General features: G+C 57.4%; 24 protein-coding genes. 12 read left to right on the forward strand and 12 right to left on the reverse strand.

The genetic code is table 11. From position 1 onward, the window contains the following. Nucleotides 1–37 precede the first annotated feature (37 nt). Both FFB58_RS13895 and FFB58_RS13900 read right to left on the reverse strand, forming a co-directional pair. Nucleotides 38–721 (reverse strand): molybdate ABC transporter substrate-binding protein, encoded by a 684-nt coding sequence (locus tag FFB58_RS13895; protein ID WP_138370215.1) that lies wholly within the window; start codon nucleotides 719–721, stop codon nucleotides 38–40. Then, on the reverse strand, nucleotides 721–1,773 hold the full coding sequence (locus FFB58_RS13900; protein ID WP_039031848.1) for an ABC transporter substrate-binding protein: 1,053 nt from the start codon (nucleotides 1,771–1,773) through the stop codon (nucleotides 721–723). Before FFB58_RS13900 ends, FFB58_RS13895 begins: the two co-directional genes overlap by 1 nt. A gap of 169 nt (nucleotides 1,774–1,942) precedes the next feature. Here FFB58_RS13900 and FFB58_RS13905 point away from each other — a divergent pair, with 169 nt between their 5' ends. Next, entirely contained in the window at nucleotides 1,943–2,926 is a 984-nt protein-coding gene (locus FFB58_RS13905) for a sensor domain-containing diguanylate cyclase (protein WP_039031811.1), read from the forward strand. After that, nucleotides 2,923–3,639 (forward strand): L-fucose operon activator, encoded by a 717-nt coding sequence (gene fucR, locus FFB58_RS13910; RefSeq protein ID WP_138370216.1) that lies wholly within the window; start codon nucleotides 2,923–2,925, stop codon nucleotides 3,637–3,639. The genes FFB58_RS13905 and fucR overlap by 4 nt, the downstream gene beginning before the upstream one ends. On the opposite strand, the gene FFB58_RS13915 is transcribed toward fucR, so the two are convergent. After that, nucleotides 3,636–5,183 (reverse strand): methyl-accepting chemotaxis protein, encoded by a 1,548-nt coding sequence (locus tag FFB58_RS13915; RefSeq protein WP_138370217.1) that lies wholly within the window; start codon nucleotides 5,181–5,183, stop codon nucleotides 3,636–3,638. The two genes, fucR and FFB58_RS13915, sit on opposite strands and share 4 nt — an antisense overlap. Before the next feature lie 516 nt (nucleotides 5,184–5,699). Between FFB58_RS13915 and FFB58_RS13920 the strand changes: the two genes are divergently transcribed. Next, nucleotides 5,700–8,282 carry an autotransporter outer membrane beta-barrel domain-containing protein gene (locus FFB58_RS13920; RefSeq protein ID WP_255296511.1) on the forward strand — a complete coding sequence of 861 codons (2,583 nt, stop codon included), beginning with the start codon at nucleotides 5,700–5,702 and terminating at the stop codon, nucleotides 8,280–8,282. Nucleotides 8,283–8,331: 49 nt separating this feature from the next. On the opposite strand, the gene yghX is transcribed toward FFB58_RS13920, so the two are convergent. Further along, complete coding sequence (gene yghX, locus FFB58_RS13925) at nucleotides 8,332–9,219, reverse strand: YghX family hydrolase (RefSeq protein WP_138370219.1); 888 nt, start codon at nucleotides 9,217–9,219, stop codon at nucleotides 8,332–8,334. Between the two features lie 83 nt (nucleotides 9,220–9,302). Between yghX and FFB58_RS13930 the strand changes: the two genes are divergently transcribed. Beyond that, on the forward strand, nucleotides 9,303–10,343 hold the full coding sequence (locus FFB58_RS13930; protein WP_039031806.1) for an aldo/keto reductase: 1,041 nt from the start codon (nucleotides 9,303–9,305) through the stop codon (nucleotides 10,341–10,343). Between the two features lie 73 nt (nucleotides 10,344–10,416). On the opposite strand, the gene FFB58_RS13935 is transcribed toward FFB58_RS13930, so the two are convergent. Both FFB58_RS13935 and FFB58_RS13940 read right to left on the reverse strand, forming a co-directional pair. After that, a complete protein-coding gene (locus FFB58_RS13935) occupies nucleotides 10,417–10,905 on the reverse strand; it encodes a TIGR00645 family protein (protein WP_039031805.1) in 489 nt (162 codons plus the stop codon). Nucleotides 10,906–10,983: 78 nt separating this feature from the next. Further along, complete coding sequence (locus FFB58_RS13940; protein ID WP_039031804.1) at nucleotides 10,984–11,487, reverse strand: ESA_00282 family adhesion-associated protein; 504 nt, start codon at nucleotides 11,485–11,487, stop codon at nucleotides 10,984–10,986. A 105-nt stretch (nucleotides 11,488–11,592) separates the two neighbouring features. Here FFB58_RS13940 and FFB58_RS13945 point away from each other — a divergent pair, with 105 nt between their 5' ends. The 3 genes from FFB58_RS13945 (at nucleotide 11,593) to FFB58_RS13955 (ending at nucleotide 13,470) form a co-directional block, all read left to right on the forward strand. Next, nucleotides 11,593–11,997 (forward strand): hypothetical protein, encoded by a 405-nt coding sequence (locus FFB58_RS13945; RefSeq protein ID WP_039031803.1) that lies wholly within the window; start codon nucleotides 11,593–11,595, stop codon nucleotides 11,995–11,997. Beyond that, nucleotides 11,990–12,442 (forward strand): cytoplasmic protein, encoded by a 453-nt coding sequence (locus tag FFB58_RS13950; RefSeq protein WP_138370220.1) that lies wholly within the window; start codon nucleotides 11,990–11,992, stop codon nucleotides 12,440–12,442. Before FFB58_RS13945 ends, FFB58_RS13950 begins: the two co-directional genes overlap by 8 nt. Nucleotides 12,443–12,573: 131 nt before the next feature. Then, on the forward strand, nucleotides 12,574–13,470 hold the full coding sequence (locus FFB58_RS13955) for an SDR family oxidoreductase (protein ID WP_039031801.1): 897 nt from the start codon (nucleotides 12,574–12,576) through the stop codon (nucleotides 13,468–13,470). A gap of 118 nt (nucleotides 13,471–13,588) precedes the next feature. Here FFB58_RS13955 and exbD read toward each other — a convergent pair whose 3' ends face one another. Together exbD and exbB are read right to left on the reverse strand one after the other, a co-directional pair. Then, on the reverse strand, nucleotides 13,589–14,014 hold the full coding sequence (gene exbD / locus FFB58_RS13960) for a TonB system transport protein ExbD (RefSeq protein WP_039031800.1): 426 nt from the start codon (nucleotides 14,012–14,014) through the stop codon (nucleotides 13,589–13,591). 6 nt (nucleotides 14,015–14,020) lie between these two features. Then, nucleotides 14,021–14,752, reverse strand: a complete 732-nt coding sequence (gene exbB / locus FFB58_RS13965; RefSeq protein ID WP_039031799.1) for a tol-pal system-associated acyl-CoA thioesterase — start codon at nucleotides 14,750–14,752, stop codon at nucleotides 14,021–14,023. A 251-nt stretch (nucleotides 14,753–15,003) separates the two neighbouring features. On the opposite strand from exbB, the gene metC reads away from it, so the two are divergent. Further along, a complete protein-coding gene (metC, locus tag FFB58_RS13970; RefSeq protein WP_039031798.1) occupies nucleotides 15,004–16,191 on the forward strand; it encodes a cystathionine beta-lyase in 1,188 nt (395 codons plus the stop codon). Between the two features lie 141 nt (nucleotides 16,192–16,332). Then, a complete protein-coding gene (yghB, locus tag FFB58_RS13975) occupies nucleotides 16,333–16,992 on the forward strand; it encodes a DedA family general envelope maintenance protein YghB (protein ID WP_039031797.1) in 660 nt (219 codons plus the stop codon). A 57-nt stretch (nucleotides 16,993–17,049) separates the two neighbouring features. Here the strand turns inward: yghB and FFB58_RS13980 are convergent, their stop codons facing one another. After that, nucleotides 17,050–17,946 (reverse strand): AraC family transcriptional regulator, encoded by an 897-nt coding sequence (locus FFB58_RS13980; protein WP_039031796.1) that lies wholly within the window; start codon nucleotides 17,944–17,946, stop codon nucleotides 17,050–17,052. A gap of 194 nt (nucleotides 17,947–18,140) precedes the next feature. On the opposite strand from FFB58_RS13980, the gene yqhD reads away from it, so the two are divergent. Both yqhD and dkgA read left to right on the forward strand, forming a co-directional pair. Further along, nucleotides 18,141–19,304, forward strand: a complete 1,164-nt coding sequence (gene yqhD / locus FFB58_RS13985) for an alcohol dehydrogenase (RefSeq protein ID WP_138370221.1) — start codon at nucleotides 18,141–18,143, stop codon at nucleotides 19,302–19,304. A gap of 105 nt (nucleotides 19,305–19,409) precedes the next feature. Next, nucleotides 19,410–20,237: a 2,5-didehydrogluconate reductase DkgA gene (gene dkgA, locus FFB58_RS13990; protein WP_039031794.1), complete on the forward strand. Its 828-nt coding sequence runs from the start codon at nucleotides 19,410–19,412 to the stop codon at nucleotides 20,235–20,237. Between the two features lie 90 nt (nucleotides 20,238–20,327). Here dkgA and FFB58_RS13995 read toward each other — a convergent pair whose 3' ends face one another. Further along, nucleotides 20,328–22,502: a YgiQ family radical SAM protein gene (locus FFB58_RS13995; protein ID WP_039031793.1), complete on the reverse strand. Its 2,175-nt coding sequence runs from the start codon at nucleotides 22,500–22,502 to the stop codon at nucleotides 20,328–20,330. Between the two features lie 223 nt (nucleotides 22,503–22,725). Between FFB58_RS13995 and FFB58_RS14000 the strand changes: the two genes are divergently transcribed. Continuing rightward, entirely contained in the window at nucleotides 22,726–24,201 is a 1,476-nt protein-coding gene (locus FFB58_RS14000) for a TrkH family potassium uptake protein (protein WP_039031792.1), read from the forward strand. Nucleotides 24,202–24,238: 37 nt separating this feature from the next. Here the strand turns inward: FFB58_RS14000 and ftsP are convergent, their stop codons facing one another. Further along, on the reverse strand, nucleotides 24,239–25,651 hold the full coding sequence (gene ftsP / locus FFB58_RS14005; protein ID WP_039031791.1) for a cell division protein FtsP: 1,413 nt from the start codon (nucleotides 25,649–25,651) through the stop codon (nucleotides 24,239–24,241). 59 nt (nucleotides 25,652–25,710) lie between these two features. Continuing rightward, nucleotides 25,711–26,448 (reverse strand): 1-acylglycerol-3-phosphate O-acyltransferase, encoded by a 738-nt coding sequence (gene plsC, locus FFB58_RS14010; protein ID WP_039031790.1) that lies wholly within the window; start codon nucleotides 26,446–26,448, stop codon nucleotides 25,711–25,713. Nucleotides 26,449–26,456 lie beyond the last annotated feature (8 nt).

Raw genomic sequence — 26,456 nt, forward strand, 5'->3', positions numbered from 1 at the left:
TTTGTAGGCCCGGTAAGCGCAGCGCCACCCGGCAGAATTACCCACCGAACCCCGCCTGATGCAGTATCGCTTTTGACTCATCCGACTGTAAAAAACCCGCCAGCCCCTGCCCCTGCGGCGTTATCACTGCGCACGCATACTCCGCACGCGGATTAAAGAGGGCCGGGATGTCGAGGACCGTCAGCCCTGCGACCTTCCGCAATGCTGCCGCGTAGCTGGCGTAGCCGATAAATATCTCCGCCTGCCCGCCCAGGATAATCCACTCTGCCGCCAGCCTGCCCGCCGGAACAGGTGTCGAGTCTCGTCCCCCCACCAGCGCCCTCGCCCTTCGCCTTACCGCCTCGCCCGCGTCACCCATCCGGGTAAAGAGCGTCTGGGTGTAATCCCCGGAGGGATCGGCTCCCGCCGTCGAGGTGGCAATACGCAGGTCATCCCGGGATAACACCGAGCGCCAGTCATCGCTGTCGCGCAGCACATCGCTACGCACGGTCAGGCAGAGCATATTGCTGGCAAACGGCACCACGGACTGCGCCAACCCGGCCGCCAGCAGCGCCTGCGGGTGGGCCAGATTGGCCGAGGCAAAGAGATCGCAGGCCTCGCCTGCTTCTATACGCTCCCGTAACAGCCCGGCCGGGCCGAACTGCGTTTCCACCGGTTGCGGGAAGTGCGCCATTAGCTGCGGCCATACCATCCGCAGGCTGCCCGCCGCCAGGACCCGCATCAGTCGATCCCCTGATAACTGGTGCGATAGAAACGCTGATACCAGTCGTTGGCGACCTTGCGCATATCCACGTCCTTAAATTTCTCCGGGTAGAGCTTTTTCGCCATCCACAGCTCGCCAATGCCCATCGCCTCCGGCATCGGATAGCCCCAGGCTTTGGCGTAGTCCGGCATCAGGTAGACGCGCTGATTTTTCACCGCGTCGATGGTCCGCCATTGGGCACCGGTTTTGATCTCATTGACCACCGAAGGGTAGCGGTCCTGAACGAAGATCACCTGCGGATTCCAGGCGATCACCTGCTCCATCGCCACGGTTTTGAATCCCTGAATGGTCGCCGCCGCCACGTTAACCGCCCCCGCGTGGGCCATCATCAGCCCGGTGTATTTCCCGGAGCCGTAGGTGGTGAGTTCCGGGTTAGCCATGTACGCGCGAACGCGTTTTTCCGCCGGGATATCTTTCAGGCGGTCGCTGACCATGTCGCGGCCTTTGTCCGTGGCCTCGATCAGCGCTTTCGCTTCCGGTTGTTTATTGACGATCTCGCCGATCAGGGTGATCCCTTCGCGCAGCCCCAGATCGTACGCCTGCTCTTCGTCGGCCATCGTCGGGTTCATCTTCGCTTTTTCACCCGCGGCATCGTGACGCAGGGAGATGGCAACCACCGGAATGCCAAGGCTGCTGATCTTGTCGATCATCTCCTGCGGCGCGTAGTTGGTGACAAACACCACGTCCGGCTTCAGGGCCACCAGCTTTTCCGGGTCGACGTGGGTGAGATCCCCAAGCACCGCTTTCTGGCTCAGCTCCGGGGCCAGACGGGCGTACCCCTCGCCCAGCTGCTGTTTCCAGTTCGCCATCACGCCGACGATTTTGTCGGTGGCGTTCATTTGCACCAGCAAGTTCAGGGTCTGATGCTGGAGCACCACTACCCTGGAGACGGCGTCCGGGACGGTCACCTGACGGCCAATCTGGTCGGTAATCAGGCGGGAAGCCCGGGAAGAGAGAGGGAGTAAAGCCACTGTACACAGGGTTAATGCTTGCCAGAATCGTTGTTTCATCATGTCCTCACATTCGTTATATATATTATTATACAGCGATGAGGTTATGACGTCGCGCCTCCTTTAGGGGTAAAAATCCTTAACGCAAATCCTCCTCTTTTTTCAACATCATATTTACAAGCGCCGGGTAAATGGCAAGAATCGTTCTTATTTCCTGAAGAATCCGGGTATGTCAGAAAAGGCGCTGAAACAGCAGATTCAGAATCTCAAAAAGCATAATGCCCGGCTTGCCAGGCTGGCGCGTGACGCCCGCAACAAGCTCAGTGCTGCGCTCGACGGAACCGGTCTCTGTTTATGGCAGCTCGACGTCCCTACCGGGAAGCTGATCATCTATAACCGCCGCTGGGGTTCGATGCTGGGCTATCAGCCCAAGGAGCTGAACGCGCAGTTTGAGATCTGGCGTGAGCATCTGCATCCGGATGACAGGCAGAACGTGCTGGATGCGTTCTACGATCACCTGCACGGCAAAACACCCTTCTATGAAGCGCTGCACCGCATGCAGCACAAAAACGGCACCGTCACCTGGGTGCTGGACCGGGGTCGGGTCACCGACCGGGATGAACACGGCAACCCCCTGAAGGTGACCGGCACCCATATCGACATGACCAAAGAGAAGCAGTACGAGGAGCAGCTGGCCCAGCTGGCGAATCACGATCCGCTCACCGGCCTTGCCAACCGCCACGCCCTGATCAAGCACTTCGCCCAGCTCAAAGCCCAGGGGCCGCTCTGCATCGCCTTTATCGATCTGGATGACTTTAAAACGGTTAACGACACCTTTGGGCACCGCAGCGGCGACGAGCTGCTGATCCAGCTTAGCCAGCGTCTGCGCGAGGCCTGCCCGCCGGGGGCGGTTGTCGGGCGTCTGGGGGGTGATGAGTTTGTGCTCCTGCTGCCCTTCCCGCTCAGCAGTTTGCTGGTGAACAGCACCGCCCACAGCTGCCTGAAGGCGGCGCTGACCCCATTCGAGCTGGATAACGGCCAGGCGCAGGTCGGCGCCTCGGTAGGTATTGACGACGTGCAGGAGGAGGATGATTTCGTCAATGCCCTGCGCCGCGCCGACCGATCGATGTATCAGATTAAGCACACCGGCAAGAACGGCGTGGCGATCGGCCAGACGTTGCTCTCCATCACCCGCAGCGGAACAGACGCATGAAAAGCACCCGCCATCAGGATCTCCTTCGCCTGCTGGCGGCCTCCGACTGGCTGTCGACAAAGGCGCTGGCCGCCGGGCTTGGGGTGAGTAAAGAGACGATTCGCCGCGATCTGAACCAGCTCCAGCAGCAGGGGAAGATCGTACGGCATCACGGGCGGGCGCGGGCGATCCACCCGGATCACCGCGACGGCGGCGAGCCCTTCGGCGCGCGGCTGAAGAGCCACTACGCCGATAAAGCCGATATCGCCCGTCACGCGCTGGACTGGGTCAGCGAAGGGATGACCCTGGCGCTGGATGCCAGCTCCACCTGCTTTCACCTCGCGCGACAGCTGCCAGATATCGCCCTGACGGTGTTCACCAACAGCCTGCCCATCTGCCATGAAATGGCGAAGCGCGAGCGCATCACCCTGATCTGCTCGGGCGGAACGCTGGAGCGCAAATACCGTTGCTATGTCAATCCGGCGCTGGTCACGCAGCTGAAATCCCTGGAGATCGACCTGTTTATCTTCTCCTGTGAAGGGGTGGATGAGCAGGGTGTGATGTGGGATCCCACCCCGCACAGCGCCGGGTTTAAGTCGCAGCTGCTGAGCCGCGCCAGCCAGTCGCTGCTGCTGATCGACAAAAGCAAGTTCCGGCGCTCCAGCGAAGTGAAAATTGGTCACCTGTCGCAGGTGACGCAGTTGATCAGCGACGCACAGCTCGCCCGGCGTTAGCCCGCCAGACGGAACTTCTGCACCGAGCGTTGCAGCTCTTCGGTCTGGCGCTCCAGCGCGGAAGCCGCCGCCGACACCTGCTCCACCAGCGAGGCGTTCTGCTGGGTCACGCCGTCCATCTGGGTAATCGCCACCCCAACCTGGGAAATGCCCTTGCTCTGCTCTTCCGAGGCGCTGGCAATCTGCTTCATGATGGTGGTGACGCCGGTGATGTCGCGCAGCACCGCTTCCATGGTGGTGCCAGTATCATTCACCAGCTTTGCTCCCTCCTCCACACGGGAGACGGAGTCGGCGATCAACCCTTCGATCTCTTTTGCCGCATTGGCGCTGCGGCTGGCGAGATTACGCACCTCCCCCGCCACCACCGCGAAGCCACGCCCCTGCTCACCCGCGCGCGCCGCTTCTACCGCCGCGTTGAGGGCCAGAATGTTAGTCTGGAAGGCGATGCTGTTGATAACGCTGGTGATCTCGGCAATCTTCTTCGAGCTGACGGAGATGCCGGTCATGGTGTTGACCACGTTGTCCACCAGCGCGCCGCCGCGACTGGCGCTGGCCGAGGCCACGTCCGCCAGTTCGCTCGCCTGGCGGGCGTTGTCCGCGTTGAGCTTCACCGTGGCGGTGAGCTGCTCCATGCTGGCGGCGGTCTCTTCCAGCGCCGCCGCCTGCTCTTCGGTACGGGAGGAGAGATCGTTGTTACCGCTGGAGATCTCCGTCGCCCCGCGCCAGATGTTCTCGCTGCCGTTACGGATGGTGCTTACCGCGTCGCGCAGGCTGTCCTGCATCGCCGTCAGCAGCGGCACCAGCTGGCCCACGCAGTTACGACCAAAAGGCACGATCGGCTGGCTGAGATCGCCCTGCGCAATCTGGCGGAAATGGTGGCGAAGCTGCTCAAGGGGTTTCACCAGCATGGCGACCAGGTAGCGGTCGGCGAACAGCAGGATCAGCAGGCCGACGATCGTCGCGGTGATGATCACCGTGCGGGTGACGCTGGTGAAGCCGTCCACCGTGACGCGGATCCGGTCGAGAATGGTATCGGCGGCCTTATTGAACTGCCCGGCACTCTCGCCAAAGGCGCGGCTTAGCGCTGGGGTGACGTTGTTCGCCTGCTGGCGATAGCCTTCGATGTTGCCCTGCTCTGCCAGCTGCATCTGCGGTTTGACGCCGTTATCCAGCAGCGCCTGCCAACTGGCGATCACCCGGGAGGAGATCTCTGCATCCATTGGCCCCGGCGACATGGCTTTCAGTTCATCGAGCCTGTTGCTCATGGTCTGTAGCGCCTGCTGCACGGAGGTGAGATCCGCCGTACCGCCCGCCGCCTGCGTCTCCATCGCCCGGCTCAGCCGGGTGACAAAACGGAAGTACTGATCGTTGCCCTGACTGAGCACCGTCATCTGTTTGACCAGTTGGCGATCGACCTCGTTGCCATCCGCCACGCGGGAAAGCGCCCAGGAGCCATACAGCCCCACGCCCGCCCACATTAAACAGAAAATACCCAGAATCGTCAGCATGACGAAGCGGATCGTGAAATTACGAAATACGCGCATAACTCTTTCCTTGCCTGAGGGAGATGTCGCCCGGAGGCGAGTAATATCCTCGTTATCGGCAACAAAATGCGAAGCAATACCTTTTCTTGTTTAATTTTATAAAACTTTTCATTTCGGTTTACCGGGCCGGAAAAGGATAATCACGCCCGGGCAAATACCCCTTCAAATAACGTGATATTAGATTTCATACAGCTTACAAATGTAAATCAGGCTCTCCGTTCATTACCCACATAACCCTGAAGGATTAGTCCTCGATTCTTGTTTGACGCACAATTTTCCTTCCTCCTGCCAAAAAAAACTTATTTTTTGTACGTTAATAAAACTGCAACATTCACAAGCCGAATATATTTTAGATAATTAATCATTTAATTTTATAAAACTGATTACTTAATGACTTGATATCATTTCAAATTTCATTACATCCTTTTCACCCCAGAAAGTTCTTAATTACGCATATGTGGTTTAAAAAGAGTGCACTTTGATCCGCTTATAAGAGATGAACAAATGCGTATTTCTATGAAAAGAACTCTGTTGTCACAGTGTGTGTTACTGTCACTTGCCTCGTTTGCTGCTCAGGCAGGCGAGACCCCTGCTACACCTTGCCAGAATGGCGACACCACCCAGACCTGCGGCCTGAAAGAATATAAAGATGGTAATTTCTATCAGGACCCGGGCGTCACTGATGCCGTTATGGCGAATGAAACGGCAACCAATATTTATATGGATGGCCACCGTGAAGCCGGAGATACGCAGACCTTAACGGTGACAGGCACTGACATGTCAGGCCATTATATTCAGGGAAGCAATGGCGGCACCGTGAATATTAACGTCACCAATAATGCCAAAGTGGATATGATCGAAGCAGGTGCTGCATTAAAGACCACTAATACCACGATCAATGTCAACGACTCCACCCTGAACGGCCAGAACAGCGACGGGACGTATGAGCGAGACAAAGATTATATGATGGGCGCCGCCATTTATCTCGATCCGCTCGATGCGGGCTACCACAATGTGGATATCAGCAACGGCAGCGCACTGCATGGCAGTATTATCAGCGCTGGCCAGGGCTCCCAAACCATCGCCATGAGCGACAGCATCATGGATAATGGCGGCATCTACGTCGGCAGTGACAAATCAGACACTTCCCTTACCCTGACTAACGCCACCGTGGACGCAACGAACAGTCAGGTGGCGCAAAAGCTCGATACCATCGTAGAAACACTGAGCCAGTACCAGCCCTTCCAGAATATCAACGTTGATGCCTTTGGCGACCTGGCAGTGGCAATGTACGGTACTACTCAGGATACGCTGGCACTGAATAACAGTACCGTGACCGGTGACATCGGCATCATTAACGAAAAAGGCCAGACCAATCTGTCGTTCACCAATAACAGCGTCGTGAACGGCAATGTTACGCTGGACGGGAACTCCACCAATACCCTTCTGGTGGATAACAGCACCATTAATGGCGACCTGAACACCAGCCAGAATAGCGGCGATACCACCATCACCCTGCAAAACGGTGCTAACGTTGACGGCAATATTACGACCGGCGCAGGAAATGACACCGTGGTCCTGGTGAATGATTCACACGTCACCGGCAATGTCACCGGCGGGGATGGCGACGATACCCTGTCGATGGATGCCGGTAGCTCTATTTCCGGGCAAATTAATCAGTTTGAAACGGTGAATACCACCAGCGACAACAGCATCACTCTCGACAACATTAACGATTCAACCACATGGAGTCTGCAAAACGGCTCCACCCTGACCGCCGACACGACGGGTAGCAATGCCGAAGTGAACATGAGCACCGATAGCCGGGTTAACTTTGGCCAGATCACCGGCTCCCGTAACGCTGTAGTGGTAAATAACATCACCTCTTCGGCGATCAATCAGCAAAATATCGTGCTGGGAACCTTTACCACCACGACGGCAACCACCACGCCGCAAACGGCTGCCAATGCAACCTTCAGCAACGGTCAACAGCAGGTTGAAAACCGCAGCGCCGCTTACAACTACAACAATGACCTGAGCATTGTGGCCGCTGATTCTGCGCCGCAGGGCCTGCTCACCGCTGACAGTAGCCAGAACTGGAATATTGTCTTTAGTAGCTCACGCGGCGCCCTGGCCAGCGATGTCCAGGGGTTAGTCGCCGGGCTGGATGCGGCCGAACAGGCGGGCCATCAGGTCACCGATGACATCGCCAGCCATCTGGATCGCCTGCACTTTGCTGGCCTGACGGGTGAACAGCAGGAAGGGGCCCAGCTGTGGGGAGATTTCCTCTATCAGAACGGTAACTTCAGCAACGATGTGGATTACAAGAGCATCACCCAGGGCGCGCAGGGCGGCGTTGACTGGACGGCATACCTCGCTAACGGGGACAGCGTCACCGGAGGCGTGGCGCTGGCCTGGACCCGCAGCCGCGTTGAAGATACTGCCAACGGCCCGGACAGCTTCAAGGACACCGTCTATGGTAACTACTACAGCCTGTACGGCGGCTGGCAGCAGGCCTTGAATGGTCGTCAGTGGGGACTGTTCGCCGATGCCAGCTTCAGCTATGGCGATATGCGCTATTCCCTCTCTGCGCAGAACGTCACCGGCGACACCAGCGGAATGACCGAAGCGCTGCACGGCTCCACCGATGGTAGCCTGTATATGGCTCAGGCTCGTACCGGGGTGAACGTGCTGTTGCCAGGCGAAACCGTGCTGCAACCGTATGCCATCCTCGGCTGGGATCAGACCAAAGCTAACGGCTTCTCCGACAGAGAAGTGACCTTTGCCGACAGCCAGGTCTCTTCCTGGAACGGCGGCGCGGGTCTGCGTCTGACCACCACCCTGACCGATCTGAACAAAAACGTGCAGATCATGCCTTGGGTGGATGCCCGAGTGCAGAAAGAGTTCAGCGATGATACCGATATCCAGGCCGCGGATTATCACAACACCCAAGGCCATAACAACAGTATGGGAATGTTTGGGGCGGGCGTGAATGCCACTATCGCACACAACTTCTCGTTGAATACCGGCATTTACTATGGCACGGGCGATGTTGATAACGACGCCAGCGTTCAGGCAGGTATGAGCTACAGCTTCTGATGACCACGCATACCCGGTAGCCTGAGGCTGCCGGGTATTTTCACGCGGGTTAACTCAAATACTTTTCAAACCATCCCAACGTCCGTTTCCAGGCTAACTCTGCGGCAGGCTCGTCGTAGCGCGGAGTGGAGTCATTGTGGAACCCGTGATTCACCCCGGGATAGATGTACGCCTCATACACTTTACCGTTCTCTTTAAGCGCGGCCTCATAAGCCGGCCAGCCTTCATTCACATTTTTGTCGAGCTCGGCGTAGTGCAGCAGCAACGGCGCCTTAATTTTGGCGACATCCGCCGCAGGTGCCTGTCGGCCATAGAACGGCACGGCGCAGGCCAGTTCCGGCCAGGCCACCGCTGCGGCATTAGAGACCCCGCCGCCATAGCAGAAGCCGGTGATCCCCACCTTGCCGGTGGCGTCCGGGTGTTTTTGCATAAACCCGACCGCGGCAAAGAAGTCGTTCATCAGCTTCGTCGGATCGACCTTCTGCTGCAGGATCTTCCCCTCTTCGTCGTTACCGGGATAACCGCCCACCGAGCTTAAGCCATCCGGCGCCAGGGCGATGTAGCCCGCTTTTGCCACCCGGCGGGCCACGTCCTCGATGTACGGATTAAGGCCGCGGTTTTCATGGACCACCACCACCGCCGGGACTTTGCCCGTGGCTTTAGCCGGTTTCACCAGATAGCCGCGCACCTGGCCATGCCCGTCCGGTGAGGGATAAGTGATGTACTCCGGCAGAATATCGGGATCGGTGAATTTTACCTGCTCTGCGAGGGCGTAATTGGGCTTGAGCATATTAAACAGCGCCAGCGCCGTGACGCCGCCAACCGCATAGCGGGCCGCCAGATTGAGGAACTCACGTTTGTTGATTTTGCCGTGAGCGTAATAATCGTAGTAGTCGAGCAATTCCTGAGGAAAGTCTTTGGCGGTCATACGCGTCATCGCATATCTCCATGAATTGTGAACGAACTAAGGATAGAATAGAAACGCTGTTTCGAAAATCAATCACTAAGAAAGGAGACATCATGCCCTGGAACGCCTCCCCTGACCGCTACGAGAATATGCAGTACCGCTACTGCGGTAAAAGCGGCCTGCGCTTACCCGCCCTGTCACTCGGCCTGTGGCACAGCTTCGGCCACGTCCACGCCCTCGACTCACAGCGCGCCCTGCTGCGAAAAGCCTTCGATTGCGGCATCACCCATTTTGATCTCGCCAATAACTATGGCCCACCGCCGGGCAGCGCGGAGGAAAATTTTGGCCGCCTGCTGCGCGACGATTTCGCGGCCTATCGCGACGAGCTGATTATCTCCACCAAAGCGGGCTACGACATGTGGCCTGGCCCTTACGGTGCGGGCGGTTCACGCAAGTACCTGCTCGCCAGCCTCGATCAGAGCCTGAAGCGGATGGGGCTGGAGTACGTGGATATCTTCTATTCACACCGGGTAGATGAAAACACCCCAATGGAGGAGACCGCCTCTGCGCTGGCGCAGGCGGTGCAGAGCGGCAAAGCGCTCTACGTCGGTATTTCATCCTATTCGCCGGAGCGGACGCAGAAAATGGCGGAGCTGCTGCGCGAGTGGAAGATCCCGCTGCTTATCCATCAGCCTTCCTACAACCTGCTTAACCGCTGGGTGGACAAGAGCGGATTGCTGGACACCCTGGCCGCCAACGGTACGGGCTGCATCGCCTTTACGCCGCTGGCCCAGGGGCTGCTGACCGGAAAATATCTGAACGGCATTCCTGACGGCTCCCGCATGCAGCGCGAGGGCAAAAAGGTGCGCGGCCTGACGGAAAACATGCTCACCGAAGCCAACCTGAACAGCCTGCGTTTGCTGAACGAGATGGCCCAGGCGCGCGGGCAGACGATGGCGCAGATGGCGCTGAGCTGGCTGCTGAAGGATGAACGCGTGACGTCGGTGCTGATTGGTGCCAGCCGGACGGAGCAGCTGGAGGAGAACGTGCAGGCGCTGAATAATCTGCACTTTAGCGACGAAGAGCTGCAGCGGATTGACCAGCACGTGGCCGACGGGCAGCTGAATTTGTGGCAGGCGTCGTCGGATAAATAATTTTTTCCTCTCTCCCCGATGGGGAGAGAGGCCCGTAGGCCTGATAAGCGCAGCGCCATCAGGCGTTTTTAACTTATTTGCGGCTCAGCTTATCCAGATACCCCATCACAAACGCCGACAGCACAAAGGTCAGATGAATAATCACATACCACATCAGCTTGTTGTCCGGGATATTTTTGGCATCCATAAACACCCGCAGCAGGTGAATGGAAGAGATTGCCACAATCGATGCCGCCACTTTGTTTTTCAGCGACGAGGCATCCATTTTACCCAGCCAGCTCAGCTTCTCTTTATCCGAGGAGATATCCAGCTGCGAGACGAAATTCTCATAACCCGAGAACATCACCATCACCAGCAGGCCACCCACCAGGGTCATATCCACCAGCGACAGCAACAGCAGGATCAGATCGGATTCTGCGATGCTGAAAATATGCGGCAGGACATGAAAAATTTCCTGGAAGAATTTAATACAGAGGGCCACCAGCGCCAGCGAGAGGCCAAAATAGACCGGGGCTAACAGCCAGCGGGAGGCATACATTGCGTTTTCAAAAAAGCGTTCCATAAAGTCCTGTCTGCAAACGAAACCAGCGCGCAGTATATCGCAAGGGTCCAAACTGTTTGCAACAACTAAACAAAGACCCTATACCTGATCGGGCTTTATTACCGGGCGCTGATATTCCGGCCACACCAGCACCACCAGCGACGGATAGGCCTCAAGGCTGAATTCGCGAAAACACTGGCGCAGGTTCATTACCTCCAGATCCGAGTGCGACACTTTTTCACCGTTCAGGCAGCGCTTCTTGATATTGTCGTAATATTTATACACCGCAGAGTTAAGATCGCTGCAACGACGCTGAGCTTCAAACAGGTCAGGAATGCTATTTATTTCCACCATATTCATTCGTTTAATTGTGGCATGGAGGAAATCAATATATTCATGATTAACGCGCCAGTACCATACTGGCGTAATCGCATTCATTAACACTGAAAAATGGTCTTCGCCCTCTTCTTTTGACAACCGCTCCGGCGGGGCCGGGACATGCGCGCTCTCTGCATCGCTGCTTTTATTGAACTCGCGCATCAATAAAAGAACCACGGCAGTAAGCAATAACAAAGTAATGACAGTATAAAAAATGCTGTTCATATAGGCAGGCTCCATTTTTTTTGATTTTAAATTTGCCTCATGTTATTGTCAACGAATCTCACACTCCAGACAACCCTACCCCGTTGAAATTAAAGGAAATATAAAATGTTGCCCGACAATCTGGTCCCGGCCAAGTTTCACATTTCTTCCGTGGAACCGAAACCGCCAGAAGCAGAAAGCAATGCCAATTTCACTAAGGGGAAAAGAACACTCGCTGATTACGCGCCGGATATATTAATTGGTGTTACCCGTACCGGTAACTCCCGCAATATGTTGCTCGAAGAGCACGATCGGCATATTAAAGACCGGTTATTTCGCGTCATTAAAATCGAGGTGTTTGCCCGCCTGTTGAATGATTTGCAGGCGGAGGGGGAAATAGACGCGCAGGCACTAAGTCAAATATTGGCGGAAAAAACCGATGAGATTAACGAGGCCGGTAATGAAATCTGGTTGAACCTAATTACCTGCGAGAAAAATACGCCCGTATTTTATAAGCTAGAGGATGAATAACGTGAAGGATGTTGATAACAACAACGTTTATTTAGCTTTAGATGACAAAAAAAGCGATGAATTTATCTTAGAGCAAAACCTTACCGCGCTAAAAGAGATTAAAAACGCGGAAATACAACGCATTGCAAAAGATTTGCTCTCCATTCCGGCCGGTCTGGTACGCCTGAAATGGCAGAATCGCCGGGAAATTTACCCGTTGCAGGTAAAAGAAGAGATCTACGGCGCGGCAATAAACGTCATCATGGAACAGCGTCCCGACTTAAAAGAGAAAATACTGGCGCGGCTGGAAACCAATTATCAATATTTGCTGGCACGCGAAACCGCGACCCTGCGCGTCACACGCAAGCTGGCCGATGAAGGCTATCGCACCTCCAGCGTGACGACCGTGGCGTTGAATGAAGACGTGCTGGCCGCCAAAGCTGACGTTCCCCCGCAAAAGCCGTAATCCTCGACAAACCTGCCGCACCGCCTGTTTCCGCTCCGCCCGATTCATTTAAGGATTATCCTGAATGATCCTCACAGCCCAGTTGATTCTCCTAAACTTAAGGTCTGATTAACCCCTCAAGGAGAACCTCAATGGCAAATTCTCAGAGCAAAATTCAGGATCCGACCACCCAGTACTACACCGGTGAGTATCCGCAGCAGAAACAGCCTGCGCCCGGCGTACAGAGCAAAATGGACCCGGTGCCGGATTGCGGCGAAAAAACCTATAAAGGCAGCGGCAGACTACAGGATCGTAAGGCACTGGTGACAGGGGGCGACTCCGGGATTGGGCGCGCTGCCGCCATCGCTTACGCGCGTGAAGGCGCAGACGTTGCCATCAACTACCTGCCCGCCGAGGAAGAGGACGCTCAACAGGTTAAGCAGCTTATTGAAGAGGCCGGACGCAAGGCGGTGCTCATTCCCGGCGATCTGAGTGATGAAAAATTTGCCCGCTCGCTGGTGCATAAAGCCCATCAGGAACTAGGCGGACTGGACGTGCTGGCGCTGGTGGCCGGTAAGCAGGTGGCGGTGGAGAAGATTGCCGATCTGACCACCGAGCAGTTTAAGCAGACCTATGCCGTGAACGTGCTGGCACTGTTCTGGATAACCCAGGAGGCGCTGCCGCTGCTGCCTGCCGGGTCGAGCATCATCACCACCTCGTCGATTCAGGCCTATCAGCCGAGCCCGCACCTGCTGGACTACGCCTCAACCAAAGCGGCGATCCTCAACTTCAGCCGCGGGCTGGCAAAACAGGTGGCGGAGACCGGCGTGCGCGTCAACGTGGTGGCCCCGGGGCCTATCTGGACGGCGCTGCAAATCTCCGGCGGCCAGACCCAGGAGAAGATCCCGCAGTTTGGTCAGCAGACCCCGATGAAGCGCGCAGGGCAGCCTGCGGAGCTGGCGCCGGTGTACGTCTATCTGGCGAGTCAGGAATCAAGCTACGTGACGGCAGAAGTGCACGGCGTGTGCGGTGGGGAACATCTGGGGTAGTTGTTCGTTGCCGGGTGGCGGCTTCGCCTTACCCGGCCTACGTTTCGCATGTAGGCCGGGTAAGCGTAGCGCCACCCGGCAAAAACAATTACGGCAACCCAAGGGTTGCCGTAATTGTTTATTTAGCGACTGTTTTCTCTTCGCCGACTAAACCTATCTTCAGGTAACCCGCCTGGTGCAGCGTGTCCATTACCTTCATCATGGTTTCGTAGTCGACCGTCTTGTCGGCACGGAAGAAGACCGTCGTGTCTTTCTTGCCTTCGGTCAGAGCGTTCAGCGCCGGGATCACCGACTCATCAGTCACCGGATCGTTACCCAGGAACATGGATTTATCGGCTTTAACGGACAGATAAATCGGTTTTTCCGGGCGCGGCTGCGGCTGACTGGATGACGCAGGCAGATTCACCTTCACGTCCACGGTCGCCAGCGGCGCCGCAACCATGAAGATAATCAGCAGAACCAGCATGACGTCGATAAACGGCGTCACGTTGATTTCGTGCATTTCGCCGTTATCGTCCAGATTTTCATTAAGACGCATTGCCATGGCGAATCAACCTACGTGAAATTTCTGAGCAGAACGGACCGGCTTCGCAGCGCTGGCGCTGAGATCCAGATCGCGGCTTTGCAGCAGCAGAACCTGAGCGGCAACGTCGCCGAGGGTCGCTTTGTAGCTGCCGATCATACGGGCGAAGATGTTATAGATAACCACCGCCGGGATGGCCGCAACCAGACCAATGGCCGTCGCCAGCAGCGCTTCGGCGATGCCGGGTGCCACAACCGCGAGGTTGGTGGTTTGCGTCTGGGCAATGCCGATGAAGCTGTTCATGATGCCCCAGACGGTACCGAACAGACCGACGAACGGTGAAATAGCACCGATGGTCGCCAGGTAGCCGTTGCCGCGTCCCATATGACGGCCAATAGCCGCAACGCGACGCTCCAGGCGGAAGCCGGTACGCTCTTTAATACCTTCGTTGTCTTCACTGCCTGCGGAAAGTTCCAGCTCGTTCTGTGCTTCGTTGATTAACTGGGTGGTCAGGCTCTTCGCCTGGAAGGAAGAAGCCATGTCGCTCGCCTGATTCAGGGTGCGGGCTTCGGCCAGCTGCTGCTGCTCGCGCTTAAGACGACGCTTATGCGAAATAAGCTCAGCGCTCTTACTAAAGAAAATAGCCCAGGTGACGACAGACGCCAGAATCAGGCCGATCATGACAATCTTCACCACGATGTCGGCATGATGATACATGCCCAAGACGGAGAGATCCGTCTGCATCAAATTATTACCCACTCGGTATCTCCAGGACACAAATCACAAAATCTGAGCATAATAATATCAAAACAGCGTCGAATTGATAGTAGTTCTCATTAGTATTTACATAGTGCCGTAAATTCGTTTCATTTTCCTTGCGCTTACGCAGGAAAAATTTCCCGGAAACAAATTTTAAAAAATTTTCCGCTGAACCAGTGAGCGTTGACGTGACCATTTTTACTTTCGTGATAGTGTGGACGTCCAGACGTATAAAAACAGGTTGCGCAGATATGAAAGAGAAGCATCTTGATACTACCCTCGTCCAGGCGGGACGCAGTAAGAAATATACCCTTGGCTCGGTGAACAGCGTCATCCAGCGCGCCTCGTCGCTGGTGTTTGATACCGTCGAAGCGAAAAAACACGCCACCCGCAACCGGGCCAACGGCGAGCTGTTCTACGGACGTCGCGGCACGCTGACCCACTTCTCGTTACAGGAAGCGATGTGCGAGCTGGAAGGCGGCGCGGGCTGCGCGCTGTTCCCCTGCGGCGCGGCAGCGGTGGCGAATACCATTCTGGCGTTCGTCGAGCAGGGCGACCATATCCTGATGACCAACACCGCCTATGAGCCAAGCCAGGACTTCTGTACCAAAATCCTCAGCAAGCTGGGCGTCACCACCGGCTGGTTCGACCCGCAGATTGGCGCCGGGATCGCCGAACTGATCCAGCCTAATACCCGAATTGTATTCCTGGAATCGCCGGGCTCCATCACTATGGAAGTGCATGACGTGCCTGCCATCGTAGAGGCGGTGCGCAGCAAAGCGCCGGACGCCATCATCATGATCGATAACACCTGGGCGGCGGGCGTGCTGTTTAAGGCGCTCGATTTTGGTATCGATATTTCTATCCAGGCGGCGACCAAATACCTGATTGGCCACTCTGACGGCATGATCGGCACTGCGGTCTCTAACGCCCGCTGCTGGGAGCAATTGCGTGAGAATGCCTATCTGATGGGCCAGATGGTGGATGCCGATACCGCCTACATGACCAGCCGCGGCCTGCGCACCCTTAGCGTGCGCCTGCGTCAGCATCATGAAAGCAGCCTGCAGGTTGCCCGCTGGCTGGCGCAGCATCCGCAGGTGGCGCGCGTTAACCATCCGGCGCTGCCGGGCAGCATCGGGCATGAATTCTGGCAACGTGACTTTACGGGCAGCAGCGGTCTGTTCTCGTTTGTGCTCAATAAGCGCCTGAGCAACGACGAACTCTCCGCGTATCTGGACAACTTCTCGCTGTTCAGCATGGCCTATTCGTGGGGCGGCTTTGAATCGCTGATCCTGCCGAACCAGCCAGAGCAGATTGCGGCCCTGCGTCCGGGTGGTGAAGTGGACTTTACCGGCACCCTGATCCGCCTGCATATCGGCCTGGAAAACGTCGACGATTTAATCGCCGATCTGGAAGCCGGGTTTGCGCGAATCGAATAGCGCAGGGCGATAAAAACACTCCGCGGACACTTTTCTCCACAATCCCTGCAGAAAAGTCTGATTTGTTGCGCCTGCGATCAAAGCCCGCAGGCGAAATAGGGAGTACAATAGCCTTATAAATGCTGTTCCACAGGAAAGCCCATGGCTGTTATTCAAGATATTATCGCTGCACTCTGGCAACACGATTTTGCAGCACTGGCGGACCCGCACGTGGTTGGGATTGTCTATTTCGTCATGTTCGCCACGCTGTTTCTGGAAAATGGGTTACTGCCCGCCTCCTTTTTACCGGGCGACAGCCTGCTGCTGCTGGCAGGTGCGTTGATCGGTAAAGGGGTCATGGACTTCACTCCCACCATGGTGATCCTCACCTCGGCCGCCAGCCTGGGCTGCTGGCTCAGCTATTTGCAGGGCCGCTGGCTCGGCAATACGCGGGTGGTGAAAAGCTGGCTGGCGCAGCTGCCGCATAAATACCACCAGCGGGCGACCTGCATGTTCGATCGCCACGGCCTGCTGGCACTGCTGGCCGGGCGTTTCCTGGCGTTTGTCCGCACCTTGCTGCCTACCATGGCGGGCATTTCCGGGCTCTCTAACCGCCGCTTCCAGTTCTTTAACTGGTTGAGCGCGCTGCTGTGGGTCGGCGTAGTGACCACGCTCGGCTACGCGTTAAATATGATCCCCTTTGTGAAACATCATGAAGATCAGGTCATGACCTTCCTGATGATCCTGCCGATTTTCCTGCTGGTCGCGGGCCTGGTGGGGACGATTGTGGTGGTGATCCGCAAGAAGTACTGCAGCGCCTGAAAAAATCCCCTCACCCTGACCCTCTCCCCCCAGGGGAGAGGGAATTTGACCCCCACCCTACCCCTGCATTGTTCTGATCCGCGCCGCATCTTCCCCTGGCGTTACGCCAAAGTAGCGCTTGAACTCACGGCTGAACTGCGAGGCGCTCTCATACCCCACCCGCAGCGCGGCGGCGCTGGCCTTCATGCCGTCGTGGATCATTAACATGCGCGCCTTGTGCAGGCGGTAGCTCTTGAGATACTGCAGCGGCGAGGTGCTGGTCACCGATTTGAAGTTATGGTGGAACGCCGACACGCTCATGTTGGCCTCGGCCGCCAGCTGATCCACGCTCAGGTTTTCGGTGTACTGGCTCTCGATGCGCTTTAGCACCCGGCCAATGAGGCTGAAGTGGGTCTGACGGCTGACCAGCGCCAGCAGCGCCCCGCCACCCGGCCCCAGCAGGACGTGGTAGAGGATCTCGCGCACAATCTGCTTGCCCAAAATGCGCGCATCCAGCGGGCGCTCCATCACATCCAGCAGCCGTTCAATGGCGCAGAGGATCTCATCGGTCAGGGTGGCGGAGTTGATGCCGCTCGCCGCCATCGACGGGCGAAACAGTTCATCCTCGCCAATGTCCATCAGCAGTTCCTGGAGCTGCAGAATGTCAATATTTAAGCGGATCCCTGCCAGCGGAACCGTCTCTGTCGCGAAGGTTTCACATTCGAAGGGTAAAGGTACTGTCAGGAGCAGATATTCGTTGGTGTCGTAACGGAAGACGCGTTCGTTGATATAGCCAATTTTGTGGCCGGAAAAGAGAAAAATGATACCCGGCTGGTACATCACCGGGGTGCGGGCGTAAGGCTGGGTGCCGTACAGCAGGCGAACATCGGGCAGCAGGGCATCAAGATTATTTTCATTATCTTTCAGCCTGTTAATTTGTTCCGTTAGCTGCTGGCAGATCGCGTCACGTTTCATCTTCTCTCACTCAGGGGTTGTTTTCCGACACCTGCAGTGTGCGCATTTTTACTTATTTTCTCCAGTACTGTGTAGAAATGGGCAAGACAACGGCAGGAATGTGCATTGAGAGAAACCTGTGCGCTCGCCACAATGAGCACCATCAGGCAGCCCCGTGGCCGCCCCGTTTTTTCACCCACCAAAGGGAACGAACAATGAACAATTTCAATCTGCATACCCCGACCCGCATCCTGTTTGGTAAAGGCGCTATCGCCGACCTGCGCGAGCAGATCCCGGCCGATGCCCGCGTGCTGATCACCTACGGCGGCGGCAGCGTGAAGAAAAATGGCGTGCTGGATCAGGTCTACTCCGCGCTGGAAGGTCTGGACGTGCGTGAGTTTGGCGGCATCGAGCCAAACCCGTCTTACGAAACGCTGATGAACGCGGTGAAAATCGCCCGTGAAGAGCAGATCACCTTCCTGCTGGCGGTAGGCGGTGGTTCCGTACTGGACGGCACCAAGTTTATTGCCGCAGCGGCCCACTACGATGAAAACATCGACCCGTGGCACATCCTGCAAACCGGCGGCAGCGACATTAAAAGCGCCATCCCGATGGGCTCCGTGCTGACCCTCCCGGCCACCGGCTCCGAGTCTAACAAAGGCGCGGTGATCTCCCGTAAAACCACCGGCGACAAGCAGGCCTTTATGAACGAGCACGTGCAGCCGGTATTTGCGGTGCTGGATCCGGTTTACACCTACACCCTGCCGCCGCGCCAGGTGGCGAACGGCGTGGTGGATGCCTTTGTTCATACCGTTGAGCAGTACGTCACTTATCCGGTGAACGCCAAAATTCAGGATCGTTTCGCCGAGGGCATTCTGCTGACCCTGATCGAAGACGGCCCGCTGGCGCTGCAGGAGCCAGAAAACTACGAGGTGCGTGCCAACGTAATGTGGGCCGCGACTCAGGCGCTGAACGGCCTGATTGGTGCCGGCGTGCCGCAGGACTGGGCAACCCATATGCTGGGCCACGAGCTGACGGCGATGCACGGCCTCGATCATGCCCAGACCCTGGCGGTGGTACTGCCTGCGCTGTGGAATGAAAAACGCGACACCAAACGCGGCAAACTGCTGCAGTACGCTGAGCGCGTCTGGGGGATTACCGCCGGTTCTGAAGATGAGCGCATCGATGCCGCCATTGCCGCTACCCGCAACTTCTTCGAGCAGCTGGGCGTGCCAACGCGCCTCTCCGGCTACGGTCTGGACGGGAGCTCCATCCCTGCCCTGCTGGCAAAACTCGAAGAGCACGGCATGACGCAAATCGGCGAACATCACGACATTACCCTCGACGTCAGCCGCCGTATTTACGAGGCCGCGCGCTAAGCGATTTTACGCGATTGCCTTTCGTTTTTCGGCATTTAGGCCAGGCTTAATGCACATACGCCACCGGGGGATTACCCCTGGTGGATGTCCAATGAAGGAGGAAAAATGGCAAACCAAACCGTAATCAAGCTTCAGGACGGCAACGTAATGCCCCAGTTGGGGCTCGGCGTATGGAAAGCCGGTAACGACGAGGTCGTCTCCGCCATTCACAAAGCACTGGAAGTCGGCTATCGCTCCATTGATACCGCCGCCGCCTACAAAAATGAAGACGGCGTCGGCAAGGCTCTTGCCAGCGCTGGCCTGCCCCGCGATGAGTTATTCATTACCACCAAGCTGTGGAACGACGACCAGAAGCGTCCGGCAGAAGCCCTGCAGGAGAGTCTGGACAAGCTGCAGCTCGACTTTGTCGATCTCTACCTGATGCACTGGCCGGTTCCGGCTATCGATCACTATGTCGAGGCCTGGCAAGGGATGCTCGACCTGCAAAAAGCCGGGCTGGTGAAGAGCGTCGGGGTCTGTAATTTCCAGGTCCACCATCTGCAACGACTGATTGATGAGACGGGCGTCGCCCCGGTAATCAACCAGATTGAACTGCACCCGCTGATGCAGCAGCGTCAGCTCCACTCCTGGAATGCGACCCATAAGATCCAGACCGAATCCTGGAGCCCGCTGGCGCAGGGCGGCGAAGGGGTGTTCGATCAGAAGATCATCCGCGACCTGGCCGACAAGTACGGCAAAACCCCGGCACAGATTGTCATTCGCTGGCATCTGGACTGCGGACTGGTGGTGATCCCGAAATCCGTTACGCCGTCGCGCATCGCGGAAAACTTCAACGTCTGGGATTTCCGTCTGGATAAAGACGAACTGGGTGAAATTGCGAAGCTGGATAAAGGCAAGCGTTTAGGCCCGGATCCGGACCAGTTTGGCGGGTAATCCCCTCACCCTGCCCTCTCCCCATAGGGGAGAGGGTATTCAATTATGTAGGCCCGGTAAGCGCTAGCGCCACCGGGCATTTTTTCAGGCTTAACCGGCCTTGCGTTTTACACTCTTCTTCGCCGTTGCCCCACCGTTCGAACGCTGGTGCACAATCGGCGTGTGCTTGGTCAGGGCCGGACGCGTGTTGCGGTTCTGGCGACGCGCTTCGCGCATCTCTTCAACCGTTGGCGCAGGCACCAGGCAGTCGCGGCGGGAACCGATCAGGTGCTTTTTACCCATCTCTTCCAGCGCCTGGCGGATCAGCGGCCAGTTTTTCGGATCGTGATAACGCAGCAGGGCTTTGTGCAGACGACGCTGCTTGTCACCCTTCGGCACCACCACATCCTCACTCTTATAACCAATCTTACTCAGCGGATTCTTGCCGGTGTAATACATGGTGGTCGAGTTCGCCAGCGGCGACGGATAGAAGTTCTGCACCTGATCCAGACGGAAGCGGCGCTGCTTAAGCCACAGGGCGAGGTTGACCATGTCTTCGTCACGCGTCCCCGGGTGCGCGGAGATGAAGTACGGGATCAGATACTGCTCTTTCCCGGCCTGTTTCGAGTAGGTGTCGAACAGCTCTTTGAAGCGGTCGTAGCTGCCCATCCCCGGCTTCATCATCTTCGACAGCGGCCCCTCTTCAGTATGCTCCGGGGCAATCTTCAGGTAGCCGCCCACGTGGTGGGTCGCCAGCTCTTTGATGTAGCGCGGATCTTCCACGGCGATGTCGTAACGCACGCCGGAAGCGATGAGGATCTTCTTGATGCCCTTCAGGTCGCGGGCGCGACGATAAAGGTTGATCGTCGGCTCGTGGTTGGTGTCCATATGTTCGCAAATGCTCGGATAGACGCACGACAAACGACGGCAGGTCTGCTCCGCACGCGGCGACTTACAACGCAGCATGTACATGTTGGCCGTCGGGCCACCCAGATCGGAGATCACGCCGGTAAAGCCCGGGACCGTGTCGCGAATGGCTTCGATCTCGTTGACGATGGAGTCTTCAGAGCGGCTCTGAATAATGCGCCCTTCGTGCTCGGTGATCGAACAGAAAGAGCAGCCGCCGAAGCAGCCGCGCATGATGTTGATCGAGAAGCGAATCATCTCATACGCCGGGATGCGCGCGTTGCCGTATGACGGGTGCGGCACGCGCTTGTACGGCAGGGCAAACACGCTGTCCATCTCTTCGGTAGAGAGCGGGATCGCCGGGGGGTTAACCCAGATGTAGCGCTCGCCGTGCTTTTGCATCAGGGCACGCGCACAGCCCGGGTTGGTTTCGTGGTGCAGAATACGCGACGCGTGCGCATAAAGGACCTTGTCGCCTTTCACCTTCTCAAAGGAGGGCAGCAGCACGTAGGTCTTTTCCCACGGCTTCGGACGCGGTGGCTGCACGACGATGGCTTTCGCTTCGGCCTTCTTCGGCGCTACGGGTTTGTTATCCGCACACGGCAGATCTTCGCCGTACGGATGCGGGATCGGGTCGATTTTACCCGGCATGTCGATGATACGGGAATCCACCCCTTTCCAGCCCGGCAGCGCCTCTTTCACCATGATGGCGGTATTGCGCACGTCGCGGATGTCGCCCACCGGCTCGCCCTGGGCCAGACGGTGCGCCACTTCCACCAGCGGACGTTCGCCGTTGCCGAAGATCAGCATGTCGGCTTTGGAGTCCACCAGCACCGAACGGCGCACGGTATCAGACCAGTAGTCATAATGCGCGGTACGGCGCAGGCTCGCTTCGATACCCCCGAGGATGACCGGCACGTCTTTCCATGCTTCTTTGCATCGTTGGGTGTAGACGAGGGTGGCGCGATCCGGGCGCTTGCCCGCCACGTTATCCGCGGTGTAGGCGTCGTCGTGACGCAGTTTGCGGTCGGCGGTGTAGCGGTTGATCATCGAGTCCATGTTGCCGGCGGTGACGCCGAAGAACAGGTTCGGTTTACCCAGACGCATAAAGTCGTCTTTGCTGTTCCAGTCCGGCTGGGCAATGATCCCGACGCGGAAGCCCTGGGCTTCAAGCATACGACCGCAGATCGCCATGCCAAAGCTCGGGTGATCGACATAGGCATCGCCCGTCACCAGGATAATGTCGCAGCTGTCCCAGCCAAGTTGGTCCATCTCTTCACGAGACATCGGCAGGAAAGGTGCCGGTCCAAAGCAGGCCGCCCAGTACTGGGGCCAGGAGAAGAGGTCACGATCCGGCTGGATCAGGGAAATGGCGCTCATAATGCTTCCGAAGAAAAAATAATCAAAGGGCGGCGATTATACGCTGTTCTTCTGCCATAAATGAAGGGGGGAAATGCGCCAAACTGGCGCCAGGTTAACGAAACTTTTACAAACCCTGTAAACAACCTGCCATAATGCCGCCTGCTGGCGAATTACCCTGACAATACTCAGGTCTTTGCCAGTTTATGCACAGCAAAAAAAGGCTATAACGGGGAGTTTCACTTTGCGACGCAACCGCTCTTCTCAGGTTTCTCAGCTACAGGTCGTACTGCATCTGTGCGGATTTTTAGTATTGCTTTACAGCTTCTCGATGCTGCCGCCGATGGCCATCGCGCTGGCAAATAAAGAGCGCAGCTATCTGGCCTTTTTGAGCACCTTTGTGACCTTTTTCACCCTCGGTGGCGGCACCTGGCTGATGACCCGCCATGCCGGGATCCAGCTGCGCACCCGCGACGGGTTTGTCATTATCGTCCTGTTCTGGTTTCTCTTCTCAATAATTAGCGCCATGCCGCTGTGGATGGATGACGTTCAGGAACTGTCGCTGGCGGATGCGCTGTTTGAAGGGGTATCGGGGATCACCACCACCGGGGCGACGGTGATTGGCGACGTCAGCGCTCTGCCCAAATCGTACCTCTACTATCGCGCCCAGCTTAACTTTATCGGCGGCCTCGGAGTCATCGTGCTGGCGGTGGCGGTACTGCCGTTCCTCGGCATCGGCGGCATGAAGCTTTATCAGTCTGAAATGCCGGGGCCGTTTAAAGAGGAGCGGCTCACGCCCAGGCTGGCGGATACCTCGCGCACCCTGTGGCTCACCTATCTGCTGCTGGGGCTGACCTGCACCCTGGCCTACTGGCTGGCCGGAATGTCGTTTTTCGACGCGCTGTGTCATGGACTTTCTACCGTCTCCCTCGGCGGTTTTTCCACCCGTAGCGAAAGTATCGGCTTTTACGACAGCCATGCGGTAGAGCTGGTCGCCGGGCTGTTCTCCCTGCTCTCCGCCTTCAACTTTACCCTCTGGTATGTGGCCATTGCCCGCCGCACGCTGAAACCTTTTCGCCGCAACCTGGAGCTGAAGTTCTTTCTGGCCGCCGCCGCCATCATCACTCTGATCACCGCCTGGCAGGTGTGGCACGCAGGCATGTACAACATTCCTGACAGTCTGGTGCATGCCTTTTTCCTCGCCAGCTCGATGATGACCGATAACGGCCTGTCTACCGGCGACTATGCCCAGTGGCCCGCGCACACCATTTTCCTGCTGCTGCTGGCCAGCTTCTTCGGCGGCTGTGTCGGCTCAACCTGCGGCGGCATCAAGGCGCTGCGCTTTCTGATCATGTTCAAACAGTGCCGTCAGGAGCTGCATCAGCTCGGCCATCCGCGCGCCCTTCTGCCGGTGCGCATCGGCAAAAGCGTGGTGAACGAGCGCGTGCTACGGTCGGTCTGGAGCTTCTTCTTTCTCTACGTGCTGTTCACCGCCTTTTTTATCTGGGCGCTGAATCTGATGGGGTACGATCTGTTCACCTCCTTCGCCACGGTCGCTGCCTGCATCAACAACATGGGGCTGGGGTTCGGTGAAACCGCGTCGACGTTCGGCACGCTGACGGAAGGGGCAAAATACCTGATGTGTATGGCGATGATTCTGGGGCGTCTGGAGATCTATCCGATTCTGATCCTCTGCTCGCGCTTCTTCTGGCGAGCATAGAAACAGTACGCCCGGCAGGGATGCCGGGCGGAAAGAATTACGGGGCCGGGTTCACCAGCAGCTGTCCCACCGAGCCTCGATCCGCCATCTCCAGCGTCTGGCTGTGGAACAGGAACGGGAAGTGCGGCCACGAAGGCTGCCCGTAATAGACCAGCAGCTCCACCTGCCCGTCGACCCAGACGGTATCTTTCCAGCCGCGATCTTCCGGGAACGGCATGGCGCCGTTGACGTTGCGGATCAGGAAACTCACCCCTTCGATGTGGAACGACTGCGGCATGTCGGCGCGCACCGTCCAGCGCTCCCAGGAGCCCTGCTGGGCGGTGATATCGATGCGATTAACGTCCCACAGCTGGCCGTTAATGCCCGGATCGTCGCCGAGGCTGATATCCCGGCTGCGCACCGGCGTGCCGCCGAGGATCTCTTCCGGCAGCAGGCGCATCGGCAGGGTATCGGTGACCAGTGGCAGCAGGCCGGTTGGACGCAGGGTTAACACCAGGGTGGAGACCAGAATGCTCGACGGCTCAAAGAAGCCGCGCAGGCGGTCAACGATGCCTGCCGCCTCACCACAGGTAACCGACACCTCTTCCCCGTTGGTCATATCCACGAGGATTTCGCGCCGCTCGCCCGGGGCCAGCGCCAGCTGCTTAACCGACACCGGTGCCGGTAAAAAGCCCTGATCCCCGGCGATCACGTGCAGCGGGCGGCCATCGCTCATCTGCAGCTGATAGCGACGGGAGTTGGAGGCATTGAGCAGACGCAGGCGCACCCAGCCGCGGGATACCTCGACATAGGGGCTTTGCGCGCCGTTGACCAGCAGCGTATCGCCAACAAAACCGCCGCTGCCCGGCTCGCTGTACTCCGGCGTGCCGAAGTTATCCAGACGCTTATCCTGAATAATGAGCGGGAAGTCATCTACCCCGTAATGGTTCGGGATCGGCAGAGATTTACTGACTTCATCCTCTATCAGCCACATCCCGGCCAGGCCGTTGTAGACCTGCTGCGCGGTGCGGTTCGGGGTATTGGCGTGATACCAGAGGGTAGAGGCGCGCTGGCGGACCGGCAGAACCGGCGCCCAGTCGGCGCTTGCGGACATCATGCGTGGGGCGCCGCCCAGCAGCGGACCCGGCACCTGCATACCGCTGATGGTCATGGCGACGTTATCCGCCAGGCGGTTGCTGTAGATCAGTTTGACGTCATCGCCGCTCCAGACGCGCACCGTCGGGCCCAGGTAGCGCCCGTTGATGCCCCAGACCGAGGCCCGCGTACCCTGAGTGAATGACCAGTGGGCGCGCTGCAGCGTCAGGAACAAAGGCTGTCCGCGGCGGGATTCGAGTAACGGCGGGATGGGCAGCTGCGGCTGCTGCCCGGCGGCGTTTGCCCTCAGCGGAACCGCGCCTGCACAAAGGGCGATCCCTGATGCCTGAATAAACTGACGGCGACTGAGTGACATATTGGCTCCATGTATAAACGTGCTAACAACACGGGAATTCGTTTTCCCTTTAAGCCGGCTTAAACCTTGCCAGCGGCTTCGCGCTCGGCGACTTCTTTATCGAGCTCAGCGATTTTATTCAGCATTAATTCGCGGCAATGTGCCGCCAGCTCGCGCACCTGATCTTTGCCATATTTACTGACATCCACCGGCGGCAGCATCTCGACAATCACCAGACCGTTACGCAGACGGTTGAGGTTTATCTTATTCGATGTATTGGAAACACACACTGGAATAATCGGAACGCCTGCCGCAATTGCGGCATGAAACGCGCCAGTTTTGAACGGCAGCAGGCCGCGACCCCGGCTGCGGGTCCCTTCCGGGAACATCCAGATGGAGATTTTGCGCTTTTTGAAGTGGTTCACCACTTCGGCAATGGTGCCATGCGCTTTGGCGCGATTGTTACGGTCAATCAGCAGGTTGCCGGTCAGCCAGTAGAGCTGGCCAAAGAACGGGATCCACAGCAGGCTTTTTTTGCCCACGGTAACGGTTGGCGGCTGCACGATTTTCGCCGCGGTGACCATGTCGTAGTTATTCTGATGGTTACCGATATAGATAGCGTTGCCATAGCTCTCTGCCCCTTCCGGCAGACGGGTCTCGACTTTCAGGCCAAACAGCGGCCCCAGACGGGCAAACATGTGGCCAAAGGTGGCAACGTGCTTTGGATTACGCGGGCTGAACAGGCAGTAAACAGAGCCGAAGATACAGACCAGAATGCAGTAAATAACGGCAATAATGGCACGAACAATTAATAGCATAGCGACCT

The sequence above is a fragment of the Enterobacter sp. MF024 genome (assembly GCF_005843915.1).
Classification (GTDB): Bacteria; Pseudomonadota; Gammaproteobacteria; order Enterobacterales; family Enterobacteriaceae; genus Enterobacter; species Enterobacter barmai.